This is a genomic window from Flavobacterium artemisiae (genome assembly GCF_042678225.1).
Classification (GTDB): Bacteria; Bacteroidota; Bacteroidia; order Flavobacteriales; family Flavobacteriaceae; genus Flavobacterium; species Flavobacterium artemisiae.
On the sequence record NZ_JBHUDZ010000005.1, the window covers coordinates 1 to 20,893 of the forward strand.

Consider the following 20,893-nt stretch of genomic DNA (forward strand, 5'->3'; position numbering starts at 1 on the left):
ACGACCTTAAGGTGGTTATTGCGGCGGGGCTCACCTCTTCCCATTCCGAACAGAGAAGTTAAGCCCGCCTGCGCAGATGGTACTGCAGTTTTGTGGGAGAGTATGTCGTCGCCTTTCTTTTGAAAACCCTGTTTCTAACGAAACGGGGTTTTTTGTTTTGTACCTTTTTGGGAATATATTTTTTTTTGAAAATGAAAACCTCATGAGTAAAGGAAATTAACAGACATTTTAATGCATGTTACATAACCAATATACTTTTTATTAAATTTTCTATAACATAAAAATTGTCGCTACAAAGTGATAAGTTGTTCATAATGAAATCTTTTGGCTAATCGCCATAATTAGGATTCTATTTTTTTCTATTCATCGAATTACATCCCTTTTTTTAATGTTTCGAAATACATCTTACAGATGTTAATGTAATTGATTTCAATGTTAGTTATTTATGGTCTGTAAAATTATTTTTAAAGTAGTAATCATTTCATCTTTTTTATTAAATAAATAATTAGAAGTTTTATTTTATGCTATAGTAAAATCATTATTTATAGTGATGTGTAAGTTTTTCATCGAACATATTTTTGCCATTTATTACGAGCTTAAATATATATTTAATGAAAGATTTTATAAAAGCATTTGAAAGAGCAACTAAAGTTATTTTTATTTTTTTTCTTTTTACCAGAGTATTTATCTCTCATGGTCAAAACAAGACCATTGTAGTTTCTAAAACTAATTTGCAGGAATCAAGAGAAAAAGGAATAATTACTACAGAAAAAGAAAAATCTATATCTAAATTCCTAGTTAATTTCAATGAAAAAACCTCGAAAACGCTTAAAAAGCTTGTTGATGTTGTACCTCCTTCTTTAACTTGCCCTTCTAATAAACAACTGCCTTGCGGAAGTTTAGTACCTAATTATTTAGACGAATTAATTGTTACTGATGATTCTGGTGGGGATATATTTCTAACACAATCAACTGGTGGTACTAAGTTTTATGACGGTATGACTATCGTATTTACGGCTAAAGATGAAACTGGAAATGAAAGTACTTGTTCAATAGTTATTACGGCATTGTCTCCCGACATTACGCCGCCAACATTTAACTGCCCAACAAATCTTACTTTAAATTGTGGGGATGTATTACCAAACTATGCCACTAATCCCATGATGAATTTACAAGACGACTGTAGTAATTCTGTTTCTTGGGAAATGACGCCTGCTCCAGGAACCCCTTTCTATAATGGTATTCCAGTTCAGATTAAATATACAGATCCATCTGGAAATTTTTCTTTTTGTAATTTTAATGTAACACAAGCAATCCCTGATAATATTCCACCCACTTTAACTTGTCCAGGTAATCAAATTCAAAACTGCGGGTCTCTTTTAGCAGATTATAGAACTTTAGTTACGGGATATGATAACTGTTTGGGCAATTTAACCGTTTCTCAAAGCCCTGTTCCTGGGACTGTTTTTATTGCTGGTATGACGGTAGTTTTGACGGTGAAAGATGTTTCTAATAATACTTCAACTTGTACATTTATAGTAAATGCTTCAGCAGATACAACTAAACCTTTTTTAAATTGCCTTGGTAACCAGATACTTTCCTGTGGTGCTGTTTTGCCGAATTATGCTGCAATGGCTACCACAACTGATAATTGCGACAGCTCTCCTGTAATTACGCAGAGTCCGTCTGCAGGCTCAGCTTTTACCTCTGGAATGACCGTAACGCTTACCGCAAAAGATGCTTCTAACAATACATCAACTTGTAGCTTTATTGTAAACGTTTCGTCTGATACGACAAAACCTATAATAACTAACTGTCCGGGTAGTCAGGCTTTAGCAATTGGGGGTGCTATTCCTGATTATTCGGGCTTAATAACGGTAACAGATAATTGTGATACAAGTCCAACTGTAACTCAAACTCCTACGGCGGGAACTCCTTTTACAGCTGGAGTTAATGTAGTATTGACGGCAAAAGATATTTCGGGAAACACAGCATCTTGCAGCTTTTTCCTCAATGCTTTGGGAGGGGATCTTCCTCCCGCATTAACTTGTCCATCCAATATGGAATTATATGCAAATTCAACATTGCCTAATTATGTTTCTTACTTAACTGCTTTGAGTGATGATATTACAGATGGTTTTGATCTAATTTTTACACAAACACCACCGCAAGGAACACTTTTTACAGCAGATACTAATGTTACTATTACTGCTAAGGATGCTTCTGGAAATTCAAATTCCTGTACATTTTTAGTAAAGTTAAAAACGTATACGGAAGATATAGACTGTAAAACAACTTCTATTAATATTAATAATTTATATGGAGCTAACGGATTTTCTATTTATGGAGAAGTCTTAAGTAGAGAAGCAGGTTTTAGTGTTAATACTGCAGGAGATATCAATGGAGATGGTATCAACGATTTAATTATAGGTGCCCCAGGTGCTTATGACTCTTGGTATGGGAAAGCTAAAGTTTACAAAGCAATTTCTGGAGCGGCTTATGTAGTTTTTGGAAAAAAATCGGGTTTCTCTCCCAATATCGACTTGGGACTGCTGAATGGTACTAATGGTTTTGTGATTAGAAATGATATCCCTTCATCAAATTTTCCGGTGACAGGTTACGATGTAAGCGGTGCGGGCGACATTAATGGAGATGGAATTGGAGATTTTATGTTGAGTGATCCCTACAGACATTCTTCTTATGGAACAGAAGTCGGACATACTTATATTATTTTTGGTAAAAATGGAGGTTATCCAGCGGAATTAAAAATATCAGATCTTAACGGTTCTAGTGGTTTTACTTTTATAGGAAATGAAAATTTTGGCAATCCGGGAATTAGCATAGATGGCATTGGAGATGTTAATTCTGATGGTTTTCAAGATATTGCCATTATTAGCGGAGGATCTGGTGCTGTAGATGGTAAATGTTATGTAATATATGGAAAAGCAAATGGATTTCCGGCTATTCTACGACCTTTTGAGCTAAATGGTGCAAATGGTTTTACAATACAAGGAAACGCTGCAATTGGAAAAATAGGAACTACTGTAGCGGGATTGGGTGATGTGAATGGTGACGGAATTTCCGATATTGGCATGGGCAGTTATAATAATTCAGGTCAGGTGAGAAAATTTATAGTTTTTGGTCGATCGAGTAATTTTCCAACTAACTTTAATATTTCGAACCTAAATGGAACTAACGGTTTTATAATAGAAAACACAGCGGATCCTTTAATCCCATTTGATGGTGTTGCAAAGGCAGGCGATTTGAATAATGATGGAATAAATGATATCGCAATAACAGGAAACCATATTATATTTGGAGCAGCTTCATTCCCAGCAGTTTTCGATTTGAAAAACCTAAATGGAACAAATGGTTTTAAAATTAACAATATTGGCAGTCAGTCTTATTTTGGATATGCTGGAGATTTTAACGGAGATCATATAGATGATTATTTTGTACAAACAATCGGTGCAACTTATTTATTTTTTGGAAAGAAAAGCTGGACAGCTACAATTAATGGAACTACAGCACATAATTTTAGGATTAACTCTGAAATGTTTTATCACTATAGTGCTAGTTACGCTGGAGATATAAATAATGACGGCATCGGCGATCTGATTATCGGAAATCCATATGATGCCAGTCATAGCAACTTTAAAGTAAATTATAATCCAGGAAAAGCATATGTTGTTTTTGGTAAAAAGACTGCAGATACAGAAAAACCAGTTATAAACAATTGTCCTACAGATCAGAAATTAAATATTGGGGATTTAATTCCTAACTATACCTCTATGATTACGGTCACAGATAATTGTGATACTAAACCTGTAATTTCCCAGTCACCAGTAGCGGGTTCTGTATTTGACGGCACTACGCAAGAAATAATTTTAAAAGCAGTTGATGCCAGCGGGAATACTTCGGAATGTAAATTCAAAATAGAATTGATGATTACTGCAAATCCCGTAATTATTTGCCCTATAGATCAAGAATTATATGCCAATTCATTTTTACCCAATTATGTGCCTTTTTTAGAAGATGTCGACGATGATGTCACACCAAGTTATCAATTGACCTTTACACAGACACCGCCTGCAGGAACATTATTTACAACTGATACAAATGTTACAATTACCGTTAAAGATAAATCTGGAAACGAGAGCTCCTGTACTTTTTTAGTTAAATTAAAAACTAAAACTTTTGATTTAGATTGTAATACAACTGAAATTGATGCAGCAGAATTAAATGGAAGCAACGGTGTAATCCTTTACGGAGAAAAGGGAGGCAAAAGAGCTGGTTTTGCTACAAGTAACGCAGGAGATATTAATGGAGATGGAATTCTAGACTTTCTCGTAGGTGCAAAAGATGAAGGATGTTATGTTGTTTTTGGAACCACAGCAGGATTTCCGCCTAATATTAACTTAGGAAAACTAAATGGAAACGACGGCTTCAAAATTTTTGATGATGCAGTTACAGCGCCTTCAGAATTTGCTTACGATGTCAGCGCTACAGGAGATATAAACGGAGATGGTATTGACGATTTAATGTTGAGTGACCGTCAGAAACAAAATGCTGGCAAATATTATGCAGGATCAATCTATATCATTTACGGGAAAAAAAGCGCTTTTTCTCGCAATTTCCAATTTCGGCTTTAGATGGAAATAACGGATTTAAAATTCTCGGAGACACTAAAGATGAAGCTATTGGAACAGCTTTAATTAATATTGGCGATTTCAATAATGATTCACACAGCGATATTGCAATTTTATCGGCTAATGAGGGAGCAGGAGGAATCAAAAAAGGTTATGTGATTTTTGGACGTAGTTCTAATTTTCCGGCTTCCATTACAATTGACCAGCTTATCACTTCTTCTTCATTTATAATTGAAGGTGATGTTGGACAAACAATAGATGCACCTGGCGATATCAACGGTGACGGAATAGCAGATTTAATTTTTTCAGGCGATTTTACGAAATACCGTTATGTGGTTTTTGGATCGTCAGGATTTCCATTAAAATTGAATACAACCGATTTAAACGGATCCAATGGTTTTAGAATTGAAAACTCTGTAACGACGCTCAATACAAGCCAATACTATCAGGTTAAGGCAATAGGAGATATAAACGGAGACTCTTTTAAAGATTTGGCTGTTGATGGTTATGTATTATTTGGAAGATCTTCATTTTCAGCCACAATTGATCTAAAAGATTTAAACGGAACAAATGGTTTTAAAATAGACGATTTCACGTTGGATTATTTGCATTCTTACAGTAAATATGGTGATTTTAATGCAGATGGTTTGGATGATATAGCTATGGTACATCTAAATGATATTTATATTATTTATGGTAAAAAACTTGGAATTCTAGTATAAAAATTAAAGACTTAACTAGTGCAGAAGCATTAAAAATTAAAATCCGTTATGCCTCAAAATACAGTATCAGTTATTTAAATGATGTAAATAATGATGGTATTGATGATGTTTTAATTGGAAGTAGTACGACTGTTTATACATCTGATCCCAATGAAGATGCTGGAATCTCGTATTTAATTTTCGGAAGTAAATATACCGATCTAACCCCGCCGGTAATTGCGAATTGTCCTCCAAATCAGGTTTTAAATTTAGGAGATTTAATTCCAGATTACACTACGACTGTTACAGTTACAGATAATTGTGATCTGGCGCCAAAAATTACGCAAACGCTAGTGACTGGCTCAGTTTATGACGGAAAAGATGTTGAAGTTATAATAACAGCAGCAGATGCATCAGGAAATACTTCTGATTGCAAGTTCATTATTAGTGCTTCAAAAGATACAACGCCGCCAGTAATTGCCTGTTTAACAGATCAGATAACATCTTGTAATACAAAAGTAATTCCAGATTTTACAACTCTTTTAACTGTCACGGACACACAAGATGCTAATCCTTCAATAACACAAAATCCAGTTGCAGGAAGTGTATTTGTTGACGGAATGACAATTACAATCACAGCAAAAGATATTTCGAACAACGAATCGTATTGCACATTTAAAGTCAGCGCTACCGCGGATGGAATTGCGCCTGTAATTACGTGTATCGGAGATCAGAGTTTATCATGTGGAGCAACAATTCCTGATTATACGCCCTTGATAACGGTGACCGATAATTGTGATGCTAATCCTTCAATAACACAAAATCCAGTTGCGGGAAGTCCTTTCACAGATGGAATGACTATAACTATAACAGCAAAAGATGTTTCCAATAATAGTTCAATTTGTAGTTTTAAAGTAAACACTTCCGCAGATTTGACTGCGCCTGTAATTACTTGTATCGGAGATCAAATGTTATCATGTGGCAGTATAATACCAGATTATACGCCTTTAGTTACAGCAAATGATAATTGCGACACTTTACCATTAATTACTCAAAGTCCATCTGCTGGGAGTGCTTTTACAAACGGAATGATGATTACCATTACAGCAAAAGATGCATCAAATAATGAATCGTATTGCACATTTAAAGTTAACGCTTCCGCGGATGTTACGCCACCTCAAATCATTTGTATTGGAGATCAAAATATAGCTTTTGGAACAGTTCTGCCAGATTATCGTTCGCTGATTGTCACCACAGACAATTGTGATTCCAATTTAACGATAAATCAAACACCAATCGCAGGAACTAATGTTACTGACGGAATGAGTGTCACGATGAATGTCTCGGACAAAAGCGGAAATCCAGCTTCTTGTTCGTTTAAAATTCACATAGCACAAGACACAGAAGCGCCAGTTTTTGCCTATATTTTAGATCAGATGATTGATTGCAGTACTAGTAAAGTGCCAGATTACACCAAAATGATTTTTGCAACAGACAATACTGATCCAAACCCGGTAATTACACAGATGCCTTCTCCGGGAAGCACATTTTCTGACGGCATGTCAATTACGATAAAAGTTTCAGATAAAAGTAATAACAGTTCAAGCTGTTCTTTCTTACTGGTTACATATCCGGTTTTAGTAGATCTCGGAGACGATTTGCAAATTAACAAAGGCGAATCGACACAGCTGTATGCCTTGGCATTAGAAAACGGAACTTTCTCTTGGTCGCCAGCAACGGGATTGAACAATACCAAAATCGGAAATCCAATTGCAAAACCAACAGAAACAACCACATATAAAGTAATTTTTACCAATGAAGACGGCTGTCAGGCAGAAGATTTTATTACCATAACAGTTATTCCTGCAGAAAAAGACGAAACAAAATATGGTTTTTCTCCAAATGGAGACGGGATCAATGATTTTTGGGAAATTGATGGAATAACCGATTATCCTGAAAATGAAGTATTGATTTACAGCCGTTGGGGAGACTTAGTTTTTCAAACAAAAGGCTATAACAATTCAACAAATGTGTTCAGCGGTATCGCCAATAAAAGCCGAAGTCTAGGTGCGAACCAGCTTCCAGAAGGAACTTATTTCTTTGAAATCCGCACAGAACAACCTAGTCATTTTAAGAAAACCAAGGGATATCTTGTTTTAAAACGTTAATTCATGAAAAGTAAAATCAATATAATCTTAGCTTTATTTATATTAATCATTTTTTTAGAAAGAGCTTACGGACAGCAGACCCCAGTTTTCTCTAGTTATAATTACAATGCCGTTCTTATAAATCCTGCCCACGCCGGATATTATAATGATATTGATATGGTAATGACCACAAATGGTTATTTTAATTCTGTTGACGGAAGTCCGAAAAACTTCGATCTTTCGGTAAATAAATTAACTTGGAGTGAAAAAATAGGTTTAGCTGCAGGAATTTCTCACGATCAGGTAGGTGTGACCAACACGACAACTTTTTTTACATCTTATTCGTATAAAATCTATTACGATTCAGAATATAAAAACGGAAAATGGTGGGCATACGACCCCAATATAATTTCGTTTGGAGTTACAGCAGGAGGAATGCTGTACAACGAAAACCTGACACGGCTTGGAATAGAAAACGATCCTGAATTTCAGGAAAATGTAAACAGTTTTACACCCACTTTTGGAATTGGATTTTTATACAACCGCGATCATATTTATTTCGGATTATCATCGCCAAACTTGTTAAATTCGGCATTTAATTCCAACCACAATACCAATTTAAAAAATGTGTATTACAGCTATTTCGGATATAAATTCTTTACAAATCGTTTTGAAGAAATACTGGTCAATCCGAGTGTTTTGTTCAAATATGTGGAAGGAGCGCCATTTCAGGCCGATTTGAATCTTTTAATCAATTACAAAAATAAAGTTGAATTTGGCGGTGGTTACAGAACTTCAAAAACGCTGAACTTTCTCGCCGGATTTCATCTTTCAGACAATTTTAGAGTCATCTGCACTTACAACAAATCAATTGATAATGTGGTGATTCCGGACACCTTTGGATTAGTGTTAAATTACAGATTGGGAAAAGGTTTTGAGTAATTAATCGACCAAACCATTTTCGACTGCGTATTTTACAAGACCCGCCGTATTTTTAGCATTCAGTTTGGATAATAAATTACGGCGGTGCGTATTTACGGTATTCAGACTAATGAATGTTTTTTCGGCAATTTCAGCCGTATTATATTCGTGAGCAATCAAAACCAAAATCTCCTTTTCGCGCGAACTCAGTTCAGTTAAATTAGAAACCTGTTTTTCAATTCTTGAACTATTGGTTAAATGCTTTTCTTCCAATTCTTCAGCAAAATAACTTTCGCCAGAAGCAATCGTATTTATCGCTTTAAGAAGTTCCTCTTTCTCTGCATTTTTCAACAAATAACCATTAACCCCAATTCTGATCAATCGCGAAACAATCATTACATTGCTATGCGTGCTTACAATCAGGATTTTTACGTTTGGGTGCTGTTTTTTCAGAATCTTACTCAGCTCAATTCCGTCCATTTCCGGCATACTCACATCGAGAATAATAAAATCAACAACGCCTTTTTTTATTATTTCCAATGCTTCATTGCCATTTACAGCCTTACCAACAATCGTAATATTAGGTTCTTGTTCCAACAGCGAAATAATACCCTGAAGAAACATCGTGTGATCGTCGACAATAAGAAGATTAATAGTATTCATTCAACAAATATATTAGTTGCTTTTTAATTCGTCAAGCTGATTTTTCAAATCAATGCCCTTGATTTTTTTCTTTGTTTTTGATGGTTCAGCCGGAATCTCAATATTAGCAATTGTACCCCGTTTTAGTTTAGAATCAATTATAAACGAACCGTTTAGCTTTTTAATACGCGATTCTAAATTAATAAAACCAATTCCTTTAGACTGTTTTTCAGTGTCAAAACCAATTCCGTTATCCTCAAATAAAAGATTGATTATATTCTCAATAAAATTCAGCTGAATTTCAACCTCCGAAGCCTTGGCATGTTTAATCGTATTCGTTAAAAGCTCCTGAATAATTTTGAAAATTTCAATCTGAATATCCTCATTCAATTCATTAATTTCCTTTTTCGGATACGGAATAAAAGCGATTTTAATCTTGCTGGCTTCACTGATATTTTTAAAATACGATTCTAAAACCTCCAAAAATTTATTCTGGCTGAATTTCTTCGGAAGAAGTGTATGCGAAATACTGCGAACCTGCTGATACGTTTCGTCAAGTTGTAAACTGATTTTCTGAATAGTAGAAAAATTAGAAGGATTTAGATGATTTACCTGCAATTTTATAGCAGCCAAATTACCGCCAATGCTGTCATGAAGTTCCTGCGAAATACGCTGTCTTTCCTTATCCTGTCCGCTAATCGAAGCTTTTATCAGTTCTAATTCCTGCTCCTTCAAAATGGTATTAATTTTTTGAGAACTCACTTCCGCCTGTTTAATGTTCAGTAATCGCTGCGCTTTCAAACGTTTATAATATTGAAACAAAAGTCCCATAATCGGAATCAGAAAAACAAGAAAACCTGCAATGATAAAAAATCGCATATTCTTTTGCTGGTCAATTTCTAAAGCTTTTAACTGCTGATCTTTCTTTAAAAGCGAAATCTCATTTCGTTTTTTATTGGATGAATTCTGAAAAGCCAGAATTGTATTTTCATTTTTTTTCTTCGAAATTTCCTCTTCAAGAAGCATGTTTTTCAAAGCCTCTTCCTGATTTGCCAAAGCTAATTTTTTAGCTTCATTCTCAAATTTTAAAACCTCGATTTCTTTTTGTTTCTGCGCTGTTTTGTATTTGACTTCGAGTTCGTTGATCTCTTTTATTTTTTGCAGATTACTGATAGAATCTTTTAGATGTGCTGATTTTTCAAAAAACGAATAAGCACTTTTATAATCATTCTGCTGAATCGCAATTTTTCGCAATTCGTCATAAATATGCATCTGATTTTGGAGCAGTCCAAAATGAACCGATTTTTGAAGCGCTTCAGAAAAAATCAATTTAGCATCCTCATATTTTTTTAACGAAATATAACTATCACCAATACTGCTTCTTGAAATTATCGATAATTGATTCAACTCAAGTTTATCAGAAATCGTAAGTGCCTCTTGAAATATTTTTAAAGCCTCAGTATGTTTTCCCTGCATTTGGTAATTTTCGCCAAGTCCCAGTAAAATAATCGCTTTTCCCTGATCGTTCTTCGTTTTTTCACACAGCGTTTTTCCTTTTTTATAAAAAACAGAAGCATTGTCGTAATCCTTCTTTCGCGAATAAATATCACCAAGATTAATATAACTTCCTAGAATTATTTCATCGTCGTCTTTATATTCCAGACATTGTTTAAACAATTTAATCGCATTAGAATAATCTCCAAGCTCCGTATAAGCCTGCGCTAAACCATGCGTGTGCGTATAAAACAGGTTTTTTTCTTTGTATTTTTGAGAAGCTTCAATGCCTTTAATATGCCATTTTTTGCTTTCATTAAACAAGCCTCTTTTTTTATAATTGATTGCTAGTAAATTATAACCAAGCGAAAAAAGACGATTCTTTAAAGAATCATTGACAACCGTGTTGTATTTTAAAGCTTGATTGGTGTAAAAAATAGAAGAGTCAATTACCGCCCTTTTATTAAAATAATAAGCAAGAAGAAGATTCGTTCTGGCAAGCGCCCTGTTATCCACTTTAGATTTTAAAATCAAATGCGCTTTTTTATAAGCTTTTTTTTCTTCGCCTTTATTGTAGAGATCATAAAGCGCAAGAGTATTTTTATCTTCTTTAACCAGGATGGATTTTTTAGAAACAAGAGCCTGCTTTTTACCTTCAATCTGAGCCTGTAGACCAAACGATAAAAAGACGAAGAACAGTATAAAAAGCCTTCTCAGCCAGATTTCCATATCATTAGTTTTTTACTCAAAAGAGAATAATGAGTAATTTTTAAAGCTTTGTAAATTTGGGATTTATAAGATTAAATCAGTTTTTGAATAAGCGATAAAAGTACTACAAAAGAATTGAAAAAACTTTTCTAAAAATAAAATTTTTGAATGAAGTTGTGATATAATGAACGATTTTGGACGTTTTTTAATATGTTGTAAATTAAATGGTTATGCTGACTAAAAACACTAAAAATTTCTTAAATAGATTTGAATGTATTTTTTCCTGTCGTAAATTAGTGAGACTATACTTAAAAAATTGAATTATGAAAAACAGAATATTTTTAGTCCTTGCATTGTTAACGATAACAATCTCGGCCAGCGCACAGAAGAAAATCGAAGTCACAGAACTGCCAAAACCAGCACAGGAATTTTTAAAAAAGCACTTTGGAGATGTTGCTGTTGAAAGTGCCAAAAAAGATGCAGAGCACGGTGAAAAAGGTTACGAAGTAAAACTAAAAGACGGAACAGAAGTAGAATTCTGGAAAGACGGTTCGTATCGAGAAGTTGATGGCGATGACAAACCAATTCCGACCGCATTTATTCCGAAAGAAGTAAAAGATTATGTGGCGAAAAATTATCCCAACGAAAAAATCACGCATATTGATTACGGTCACAAAGATCTCGATGTAGATTTAACCAACAAAATAGATTTAGAGTTTACCAAAGAGGGAAAAATCTTGAAAGACAAGAAAAACAATATCGGGAAAAAATAGTATAAGAATAAATGTTACTAAATTATTTTTAACACATAGATACATAGTTTTTTGGAGTTTAAAAAAGGTGTTTCACTTTTATTAATTCACATAGCTATGTGTGAGAAATGAGCTTCTTTTAATTACCTTTTTAGTTAAAAAAATCTATGTCTCTATGTGTTAAAATTTATGCACTTTGAATTATGCTCAACATGTTTAAAAATCAACAATGTCTTCAATTATACGTTTGAAGACATTTTGTTTTAGCCAATTTCTAAAAAGAGCATCTTGAAAGAAAATAGTTTATATTTACATCTTCTATTTATTTGATTTATGGAAGAAAATAAACACGTTACGATTTACGACATAGCCGAAAGATTAAATTTGGCCACATCAACTATTTCAAGAGCTTTAAAAGACCATCACACCATAAGTGATAAAACCATAAAAAAAGTCAAGAAAACTGCCGAAGAAATGGGCTTTGTTCCCAATACTTTAGCAGCTGGGTTACGCGGCAATAAAACCAGAACGATTGGAGTTTTAATTCCAACCGTTACACAGCCTTTCCTGTCATCGCTCATCAGCGGGATCGAAATTGCGGCTCAAAAATCAGATTACACCGTAATCATCATGCAGTCGCACGACTCGTATGACGAAGAAGTGAATATGGCGAAATCTTTATACAGCAACCGTGTAAGCGGTGTAATTTGTTCGCTGGCTATGGAAACGCGCGATACAGCACATTTTCATCAATTCTCCAACAATAATATTCCGTTAGTTTTTGTCGATCGTGTGCCTAAAGATTATAATACTTTTAGAGTCGTAATTGACAATTATACAGCAGGTTACAAAGCTACAAAACATCTTATTGAGCAAGGCTGTATTCGAATTGCGCACATAACGGCAGGATCAGAATTGGGAAATTTATATAATGAAAGAAAAAGAGGCTATATAGAAGCCTTAAAAGATCATAATGTCGATATTGACGAAAAGCTGATTATCAATTTAAATTCAGTTACTTACGAAGACGGAGTAAAAGCCAGCAACGCTTTATTCGACTTAGATCCAATTCCTGACGGACTTTTTGCGCCTGGAGATATCTTGGCTGTGAGCGCCGTACAAACTGCGAAAAAACGTGGTATAAAAGTGCCTGAAGAATTTAAAGTAATAGGTTTTAATAATGACCCGATTTCGCAGATTATCGATCCAAATTTATCAACGATTACGCATCCCGCAGAAAAAATGGGAAAAGCTGCAGCAGAAATTATCATCAAAAATCTAAAATCATCTAAAAACGATGATGCCAAAGAAATTACTTTTTTAAACACAGAAGTATTGGCAAGAGAATCTACGCAGAAATAAAATACATGAGTTGTGAAAACAATTACCCTTCCTGATGAACTGAATTTAGAAAAATCGCAGTTAGTACATATTGTTGACTATAGCAGTTTTAAAGACGTTTCTAAACAACAGATTATTCTCAATCAAAACATTATAAGTTTTCTGGTTTCAGGAACAAAAGAAGTGATTTTTGATAATACCGCTTTATCAATAAACGCTTCACAATTTATCGTTATGCGCTCGGGAAACTGCCTGATGACGGAGAAAAAACTCGCAGATGACAGCAAGTATAGAAGCGTGCTTTTCTTTTTTTCAAATGAAATGATTCATACTTTTATTAGAAAAATAGAATCGGCAAAACCAGAATCGACAGAACCAAAATCTGTTCACGCATTTGATTATGACGAATTTTTAAAACGTTTTGTAGAAAGTCTAGTAGATATTTCAAAGCTTACTTCTGCCGTTCAGCAAAAAATGTTAGAAGTTAAATTTGAAGAACTTATGTTGTATCTCATAGCGCAATATGGAACAGAATTTCTTCATTCGCTGACAATAACCACAGATGATACGGCACAGAAATTCATTCGTACCATAGAAAATAGCTATTTAAGCAAACTCACCTTAAAAGAGCTGGCCTTTTTATGCAATATGAGTGTTTCGACTTTTAAAAGAGAATTCGAAAAGCACTATTCAGAATCGCCTATAAAATGGTTCCAAAATAAAAGACTCGAATATGCACATTACTTGCTGAGTCAAGAAAAAAGTCCGTCTGAAGTGTATTTTGAAGCAGGTTATGAAAACCTTTCCAGTTTCAGTCAGGCGTATAAAATTAAATACGGTGTAACGCCGAGACATCACAAAACAATTTTGAACTTTTAGCAACAATTTTTGGTTTTTTAGCTAAAATTATTCTGCAGGTCCAAATCTAACTTTGCTTAAAATTTTAAATCAGATAAAATGAAAAAGCTAAGTTTAATTTTGGCGATGTCAGCAATTTTTTCGACATCTATTTTTGCACAAAAAACATTCACTTTAACCAGTAAAGATTTAGGCGGAGAAACCACTAAAATTCAGGAGTTCAACGGATTTGGCTGTTCGGGGGAAAATCAATCTCCACAGTTGTCTTGGAAAAATGCTCCAGAAGGAACCAAAAGTTTTGCGGTAACAATGTATGATCCAGACGCACCAACAGGAAGCGGATTCTGGCACTGGGTTGTAGTTGATATTCCAGCAAATGTAAACGAATTGATAACCAACGCCGGAACTAAAAATCTTGTTCCAAAAGGCGCTATTCAAAGCGTAACCGATTATGGAATAAAAGGATTTGGCGGACCTTGCCCTCCGGTTGGACACGGATTTCATCAATACATTATTACCGTGTATGCTTTAAAAACCGATAAATTAGGAACAGACGAAAATACAAATCCTGCCGTTGTAGGATTTAATCTTTGGAACCAAACTTTGGCAAAAGCCAGTATTGTAGCGTATTACAAAAGGTAGTTGCGTAGAGAAGATCTAAAATCTAAACTCAAAAAATCTAAAATTTACAGACACTGTAGGCAGGATAGTTTTTATAATTATCCTGCCTTTATTTGTTATATGAAATTATTTTTTGAAAAAAAACAGAGCTAAAATTTTTTTCTTCGAATACAATCTTATATTTTTACGCAACCGATTGCATTTGTTGTTTTATTTCGAATAATGTATTTTTTAAATTAAAATTTTATCAAATATTTTTAAAGGAAAACAAAATGCTGTCTATATAAAAATTAAAACTGAGAAAAAATAAAACCAAAATGACTTCATTACGATTTGTTTTTCTGTTTCTTCTGATTTCCTTTTCGGCTTCGGCACAAAAGGATTATAAATTGTGGCTTCAGTATAATTCGATTACGAATACCTCAATTGCAAAAGAATATATAGACAATTTGCAAGGAATTGTGATTTTGGGAAATTCAGAAACCATAAAAATCGCCGAGAAAGAACTCCAAACGGCATTCGTGCAAATGCTTGGAACTACACCTGAAATTAAATCCGAGATAAAAGGAGAAAATAATCTGATTGCAGGTTCTCAATTCAGTTTAAATGCAGAAATCAAAAGCCAGTTGCAATCTGATTTTGACAAAATAAATAATGAAGGATTTATCATCAAATCCATTTCCTTTCAAAATAAAAAACAAACTATCATAACAGGAAAAAATGATGTAGCTGTTTTATATGGCGTTTTCCATTTTCTAAGAATGCTGCAGACTAATAAATCGGTTAAAAATCTCAATATTGCCGATTCGCCTAAAACAAACATCAGAATCCTAAATCATTGGGATAATCTGGATAGAACGGTCGAAAGAGGTTATGCTGGATTTTCACTTTGGAACTGGCAGAAACTTCCCGATTTTATTGATCAGCGTTATATTGATTATGCCAGAGCGAATGCCTCAATCGGAATCAACGGAACGGTTTTAACCAATGTAAACGCCAATGCTTTGATTCTGACGTCGCAATATTTAGAAAAAGTCGAAGCCTTAGCGAATGTTTTCAGGCCATACGGAATAAAAGTTTATTTGACCGCGAGATTTTCGGCACCTATTGAAATTGGAAAACTAAAAACTGCCGATCCAAAAGATCCAGAAGTTATCAATTGGTGGAAAAACAAATCGCAGGAAATCTACAAACGGATTCCAGATTTTGGAGGTTTTTTAGTAAAAGCCAATTCAGAGGGGCAGCCGGGACCACAAAATTACGGAAGAGATCATGTTGATGGCGCGAATATGCTCGCCGATGCCGTTGCACCTTTTAACGGAATTGTGATGTGGAGAGCTTTCGTATATTCGGAGCATGATGCAAATGACCGCGCCAAACAAGCTTACGCTGAATTTCAACCGTATGACGGAAAATTTAAAGAAAATGTAATTGTTCAGGTAAAAAATGGAGCAATCGATTTTCAGCCCAGAGAACCGTTTCATCCCTTATTTGGTGCGATGCCAAAAACGCCTTTAATGATGGAATTTCAAATCACACAAGAATATTTGGGTTTCAGCACACATCTGGTTTTTCTGCCAAAATTATTTCAGGAAGTTTTAGAATCCGATACCTATCAGAAAGGAAAAGGTTCAACTGTTGCTAAAGTCGTTGATGGAACTTTATTTAAAAATAAAATCACCGGAATTGCAGGCGTTGCGAATATCGGAAACGATTTGAACTGGACGGGACATCCTTTCGCGCAGGCAAACTGGTACGGGTTCGGGAGACTGGCTTGGAATCCCTATTTAGATTCAGAAATAATTGCTGATGAATGGTTGCGAAGTACTTTTTCAAACGATGAAAATTTCATTAAGCCTGTAAAAAATATCATGATCGAATCGCGTGAAGCCGTTGTCAATTATATGACGCCGTTTGGTTTACATCATATTATGGACACAGGTCATCATTACGGACCTGGGCCTTGGGTTTCGAATTTATCAAGACCAGAATGGAATCCGACGTATTATCATAAAGCAGATAAAAATGGAATTGGTTTCGACCGTTCTAAATCAGGAACAAATGCTGTTTCGCAATATGCGCCAGAAGTTGCAAAACTTTTTGACAATCTAGCAACTTGCTCAGAAAAAGATCTTTTATGGTTTCATCACGTTTCATGGGATTATAAACTAAAAAACGGTCAGACGCTTTGGAATGGTTTGGCACTGAAATATCAGGAAGGCGTTAATCAGGTTGAAAACATGCAGAATGTGTGGAAGAAAACTGAAAAATATATTGACGCTGAGCGTTTTCACGAAGTCGAAATGTTATTGGAAATTCAGTACAAAGAAGCAAAATGGTGGCGAGATGCTTGTCTGTTGTATTTTCAGCAGTTTTCTGGAAAAGAGCTTCCAGCGGGAGTAGAAAAACCAACACAGACTTTAGAGTATTTTAAATCATTAAAATTCCCATTTGCACCGGGAAATGGATAATAAAATTAAGCAAATGTAACGCGGATGAAACGGATTCGCTATCGCGAAGCCACGGAAAAGAACGGATTTACTTTAATAGAAAAAACAGAAAAAAATCCGTATAAATCAGCGTTTTCGCGATAGCGAATCAGTAAAATCAGCGTACTAAACAAAATATATTTTTAAAAATTATGAGCAATAAAACGGCAATTGTAACCGGAGGGAATTCGGGATTAGGTTTTGCAACCGCAAAAAAATTGTGTGACAACGGAATTACAACCTACATCATCGGAAGATCAAAAGAAAAAACAGAAGATGCCTGTGCAGCAATTGGAGAAAATGCCATTCCGGTAATTTTCGATTTAAATAATCTGGCAGGAATTCCAGCCATGATCGAAAGCATAACACAAAAAGGGCCAATCGATATTTTGGTCAACAACGCTGGAATCAACATGAAAAAAGAAATTCCAGACGTAACTGATGAAGATTTCCTTTCGATCATTCATACTAATTTATTGAGCGTTTTTGCCGTAAGCCGTGAAGTAATTAAAAATATGAAAGCCAATGGAAGCGGCAGTATCATCAACATCAGTTCAATGGCATCACAATACGGAATCCCAAAAGTTATAGCCTATTCGGCTAGCAAAGGCGCCATCGAATCGATGACACGTGCTATGGCAACAGAACTCGCTCCAGCGGGAATTCGTGTAAATTGTATCGCTCCAGGATTTATTAAAACCAAAATGTCTGCAGCAGCATTAGATAACGATCCCGAAAGAAAAAATAAAGTATTGGGAAGAACGCCAATGGGCTTTTTAGGAGAGCCGTCGGACATTGCAGACGCGGTTTATTATTTCGCTTTAAGCGAATCAAAATATACAACCGGAACCGTTTTGCCAGTTGACGGAGGAAATAGTATTGGGTTTTAATTTTTAAATATTTTAAACACATAGAAACATAGTCTCTCTTTGTCTATAGAGGCGTTTCACTTGCATTAACACACATAGACTATGTGTGAGAAACTAGTTTCTTTTTTTAATCTTTTCAGGTTATATAAAATCTATGTTTCTATGTGTTTAATAAATTTTTACAGAAGGGAAGTATGATAAAAATGCAGCAAACCATGCGTTGGTTTGGACCTCAAGACAACGTAAAACTAATCGATATTAAACAAGCCGGAGCAACGGCAATTGTAACTGCTTTGCATCAAATTCCAGTTGGTGAAATCTGGTCTGTTCAGGATATTCAGGAACGACAACAGATAATTCGAAATGCCGGTTTGGAATGGACAGTTGTGGAAAGTCTTCCCGTTCATGAAGAAATCAAACGTGCTTCTGGAAACTATTTGCAATACATTGAAAATTATAAAATCAGTCTGCAGAATCTGGCCGATTGCGGCATCAAAATCATAACCTACAACTTCATGCCTATTCTAGATTGGGTTCGTACGAATCATAATTTTATAAATGAGGACGGAAGCAAAGCTTTGCTGTACAATCAAGATGCGTTTACGTTTTTTGATGTATTTCTTTTAAAAAGACCCAATTCTGAAAATGATTATTCAGAAGCTGCAAAAGAAAAAGCATTGCAGTTTGGAAATCAATTGACTGAAGATGAAAAAGCATTGTTGTTTAAAAATGTTTTACTTGGATTACCGGGAAGTAAAATCAATTTTACAGCCGAGCAGATTTTGTCACTTTTGGATAATTATTCTCAAATCGACAATCAGAAACTAAGAGAAAATCTAATTTATTTTTTATCTGAAGTAACGCCGACAGCCGAGAAAAACGATCAAAAATTAGCAATTCATCCAGACGATCCGCCGTTTTCGGTTTTGGGATTGCCAAGAATTGTTTCAACAGAAGCCGATTTGAAAGCTATTTTCAGCGCCGTTCCTTCCAAAGCAAATGGATTATGTTATTGTACAGGTTCTTTAAGCGCCGATCCAAAAAATAATCTGGAAAAAATAATTGATGATAATGAAGATAGAATCCATTTTTTGCACCTGCGAAATACCATCCGCGAAAGCGAAACCATTTTTAGGGAATCCGAACATTTAAACGGTGATGTGAAAATGGAAAAGATTGTAGAAAAGCTTTTGCTTGTAATGAATAAAACAAAAGTCAGTTTACCGATGCGTCCCGACCACGGTTTTCTGCACGAAGTTAATAAAACGACAGAAACCTATCCGGGCTATTCTTTAACAGGAAGATTGAAAGGTCTGGCGGAATTGAGAGGTCTGGAAATGGGAATTGGATATAAACTGAATTTGTAATTACGCATCCTATTTCAAAATACTAATACTAACTAAAAACCACAATAAAATGAAATTAGTAAAACCTTATTTATTAGCCGTCACGGCGCTATTAACGTTAAGCTGCACGTCACAGAAAGAATCTCTTACCCTAAAAGAGGCTTATAAAAACGATTTTTTAATTGGAACTGCTTTAAGTGCTGATCAAATTGGGGAAAAAAACAGAAAAGAAGATTCTTTAATCAAGAAAGAATTCAATGCGATTACGGCTGAGAATATTATGAAATCGATGTTTATGCATCCGCAAAAAGACAAATACGATTTTACATTATCGGACAAATTTGTGGCATACGGAAAAAAGAACAATATGTTTGTTCACGGACATACTTTGATATGGCACAGTCAATTAGCGCCTTGGATGGAAAAAATTGCTGATAGCACAGAAATGAAAGCTTTTATGCAGGATCATATCAATACAATCGTTTCTAAATACAAAGGCAAAATTAATTCTTGGGATGTGGTAAACGAAGCTTTGAATGAAGATGGAACGCTGCGAAAATCAGTTTTTCTAAACACATTAGGCGAAAAATATCTTGTAGATGCATTCAAATTAGCGGCAAAAGCAGATCCAAATGTTGATCTGTATTACAACGATTATAATATCGAAGAGCCTGCAAAAAGAGCCGGAGCGATTGCGTTGATCAAAAAAATAAAAGCCCAAGGAGGAAAGGTTGATGGAGTAGGTATTCAAGGACATTGGCGATTAGGAAGTCCGTCTTTAGAAGAAATTGAAAAAAGTATTTTGGAGTATTCGGCTTTAGGAATCAAAGTGGCGTTTACAGAATTGGATATTACCGTTTTACCAAATCCGTGGGATCTAAAAGGTGCCGATGTTAATCAGAAATTTGAAGGAAATCCAAAAATGAATCCGTATCCTGAGAAACTGCCAGATTCGGTGCAGAAAAAGCTTGCAGATCGTTACGCTTCGATTTTTAAATTATTTTTAAAACATAAAGACAAAATCAGCCGTGTTACTTTCTGGGGTGTTCATGACAAACAATCGTGGCTGAACGACTGGCCTATAAAAGGAAGAACCAATTATCCTCTATTGTTTGATACTGAATTGAAACACAAAGAAGCCTACAACAGTGTTTTAGAATTAAAGTCATCAAAAGAATAAAATTTTCGACTTTAAAGTATTCTTAACTGAATAATATTTAGCAATCGATTGTTTTTTGTTTATTTCTTGAAATAAAGTAAAGTAAATTTGCATGATATGTTTTTTTATATAATTTTACACAACCGATTGTTTTAATTTAAATTGCGTTTCTGCAAGGTTTTGGAAACCTTGCAGG

General features: G+C 34.8%; 14 protein-coding genes and 1 rRNA gene. 13 read left to right on the forward strand and 2 right to left on the reverse strand.

Going from position 1 to position 20,893, the window contains the following annotated elements; translation table 11 throughout:
* The first annotated feature begins 7 nt into the window (after window positions 1-7).
* The 5 genes from rrf to ACFSC2_RS04955 all read left to right on the forward strand — a co-directional run bounded on the left by rrf (window position 8) and on the right by ACFSC2_RS04955 (window position 8,439).
* Window positions 8-117, forward strand: a 5S ribosomal RNA gene (gene rrf / locus ACFSC2_RS04935).
* Between the two features lie 494 nt (window positions 118-611).
* Window positions 612-4,652, forward strand: a complete 4,041-nt coding sequence (locus ACFSC2_RS04940) for an HYR domain-containing protein (protein ID WP_379816675.1) — start codon at window positions 612-614, stop codon at window positions 4,650-4,652.
* A 152-nt stretch (window positions 4,653-4,804) separates the two neighbouring features.
* Entirely contained in the window at window positions 4,805-5,371 is a 567-nt protein-coding gene (locus ACFSC2_RS04945; protein WP_379816674.1) for a hypothetical protein, read from the forward strand.
* Between the two features lie 215 nt (window positions 5,372-5,586).
* Complete coding sequence (locus ACFSC2_RS04950) at window positions 5,587-7,518, forward strand: HYR domain-containing protein (protein WP_379818576.1); 1,932 nt, start codon at window positions 5,587-5,589, stop codon at window positions 7,516-7,518.
* 3 nt (window positions 7,519-7,521) lie between these two features.
* Entirely contained in the window at window positions 7,522-8,439 is a 918-nt protein-coding gene (locus ACFSC2_RS04955; protein ID WP_379816673.1) for a PorP/SprF family type IX secretion system membrane protein, read from the forward strand.
* Here ACFSC2_RS04955 and ACFSC2_RS04960 read toward each other — a convergent pair whose 3' ends face one another.
* A complete protein-coding gene (locus tag ACFSC2_RS04960; protein ID WP_379816672.1) occupies window positions 8,440-9,081 on the reverse strand; it encodes a response regulator in 642 nt (213 codons plus the stop codon).
* 12 nt (window positions 9,082-9,093) lie between these two features.
* The gene (locus ACFSC2_RS04965; protein WP_379816671.1) at window positions 9,094-11,283 is read right to left on the reverse strand and encodes a tetratricopeptide repeat-containing sensor histidine kinase; all 2,190 of its coding nucleotides are present in this window, start codon (window positions 11,281-11,283) and stop codon (window positions 9,094-9,096) included.
* Between the two features lie 302 nt (window positions 11,284-11,585).
* Here ACFSC2_RS04965 and ACFSC2_RS04970 point away from each other — a divergent pair, with 302 nt between their 5' ends.
* The 8 genes from ACFSC2_RS04970 to ACFSC2_RS05005 all read left to right on the forward strand — a co-directional run bounded on the left by ACFSC2_RS04970 (window position 11,586) and on the right by ACFSC2_RS05005 (window position 20,718).
* Window positions 11,586-12,035: a PepSY-like domain-containing protein gene (locus tag ACFSC2_RS04970; protein ID WP_379816670.1), complete on the forward strand. Its 450-nt coding sequence runs from the start codon at window positions 11,586-11,588 to the stop codon at window positions 12,033-12,035.
* A gap of 312 nt (window positions 12,036-12,347) precedes the next feature.
* On the forward strand, window positions 12,348-13,376 hold the full coding sequence (locus ACFSC2_RS04975; RefSeq protein ID WP_379816669.1) for a LacI family DNA-binding transcriptional regulator: 1,029 nt from the start codon (window positions 12,348-12,350) through the stop codon (window positions 13,374-13,376).
* Window positions 13,377-13,388: 12 nt separating this feature from the next.
* Window positions 13,389-14,234: a helix-turn-helix domain-containing protein gene (locus ACFSC2_RS04980; protein ID WP_379816668.1), complete on the forward strand. Its 846-nt coding sequence runs from the start codon at window positions 13,389-13,391 to the stop codon at window positions 14,232-14,234.
* A gap of 78 nt (window positions 14,235-14,312) precedes the next feature.
* Window positions 14,313-14,855 (forward strand): YbhB/YbcL family Raf kinase inhibitor-like protein, encoded by a 543-nt coding sequence (locus ACFSC2_RS04985; protein ID WP_379816667.1) that lies wholly within the window; start codon window positions 14,313-14,315, stop codon window positions 14,853-14,855.
* A gap of 296 nt (window positions 14,856-15,151) precedes the next feature.
* Window positions 15,152-17,305 (forward strand): alpha-glucuronidase family glycosyl hydrolase, encoded by a 2,154-nt coding sequence (locus ACFSC2_RS04990; RefSeq protein WP_379816666.1) that lies wholly within the window; start codon window positions 15,152-15,154, stop codon window positions 17,303-17,305.
* A gap of 170 nt (window positions 17,306-17,475) precedes the next feature.
* On the forward strand, window positions 17,476-18,213 hold the full coding sequence (locus ACFSC2_RS04995; protein ID WP_379816665.1) for an SDR family NAD(P)-dependent oxidoreductase: 738 nt from the start codon (window positions 17,476-17,478) through the stop codon (window positions 18,211-18,213).
* Window positions 18,214-18,395: 182 nt separating this feature from the next.
* The gene (uxuA, locus tag ACFSC2_RS05000; RefSeq protein ID WP_379816664.1) at window positions 18,396-19,559 is read left to right on the forward strand and encodes a mannonate dehydratase; all 1,164 of its coding nucleotides are present in this window, start codon (window positions 18,396-18,398) and stop codon (window positions 19,557-19,559) included.
* Between the two features lie 49 nt (window positions 19,560-19,608).
* Window positions 19,609-20,718, forward strand: coding sequence for an endo-1,4-beta-xylanase (locus ACFSC2_RS05005; RefSeq protein ID WP_379816663.1), 1,110 nt, complete (start codon window positions 19,609-19,611; stop codon window positions 20,716-20,718).
* Window positions 20,719-20,893: the final 175 nt, after the last annotated feature.

What these genes read in the sequence shown, in the direction of transcription:
- ACFSC2_RS05005 (WP_379816663.1), top strand. Translation starts at nt 19,609, where the DNA reads ATGAAATTAGTAAAACCTTATTTATTAGCCGTCACGGCGCTATTAACG.
- ACFSC2_RS04955 (WP_379816673.1), top strand. Translation starts at nt 7,522, where the DNA reads ATGAAAAGTAAAATCAATATAATCTTAGCTTTATTTATATTAATCATT.
- ACFSC2_RS04995 (WP_379816665.1), top strand. Translation starts at nt 17,476, where the DNA reads ATGAGCAATAAAACGGCAATTGTAACCGGAGGGAATTCGGGATTAGGT.
- ACFSC2_RS04940 (WP_379816675.1), top strand. Translation starts at nt 612, where the DNA reads ATGAAAGATTTTATAAAAGCATTTGAAAGAGCAACTAAAGTTATTTTT.
- uxuA (WP_379816664.1), top strand. Translation starts at nt 18,396, where the DNA reads ATGCAGCAAACCATGCGTTGGTTTGGACCTCAAGACAACGTAAAACTA.
- ACFSC2_RS04960 (WP_379816672.1), bottom strand. Translation starts at nt 9,081, where the DNA reads ATGAATACTATTAATCTTCTTATTGTCGACGATCACACGATGTTTCTT.
- ACFSC2_RS04975 (WP_379816669.1), top strand. Translation starts at nt 12,348, where the DNA reads ATGGAAGAAAATAAACACGTTACGATTTACGACATAGCCGAAAGATTA.
- ACFSC2_RS04985 (WP_379816667.1), top strand. Translation starts at nt 14,313, where the DNA reads ATGAAAAAGCTAAGTTTAATTTTGGCGATGTCAGCAATTTTTTCGACA.
- ACFSC2_RS04990 (WP_379816666.1), top strand. Translation starts at nt 15,152, where the DNA reads ATGACTTCATTACGATTTGTTTTTCTGTTTCTTCTGATTTCCTTTTCG.
- ACFSC2_RS04970 (WP_379816670.1), top strand. Translation starts at nt 11,586, where the DNA reads ATGAAAAACAGAATATTTTTAGTCCTTGCATTGTTAACGATAACAATC.
- ACFSC2_RS04965 (WP_379816671.1), bottom strand. Translation starts at nt 11,283, where the DNA reads ATGGAAATCTGGCTGAGAAGGCTTTTTATACTGTTCTTCGTCTTTTTA.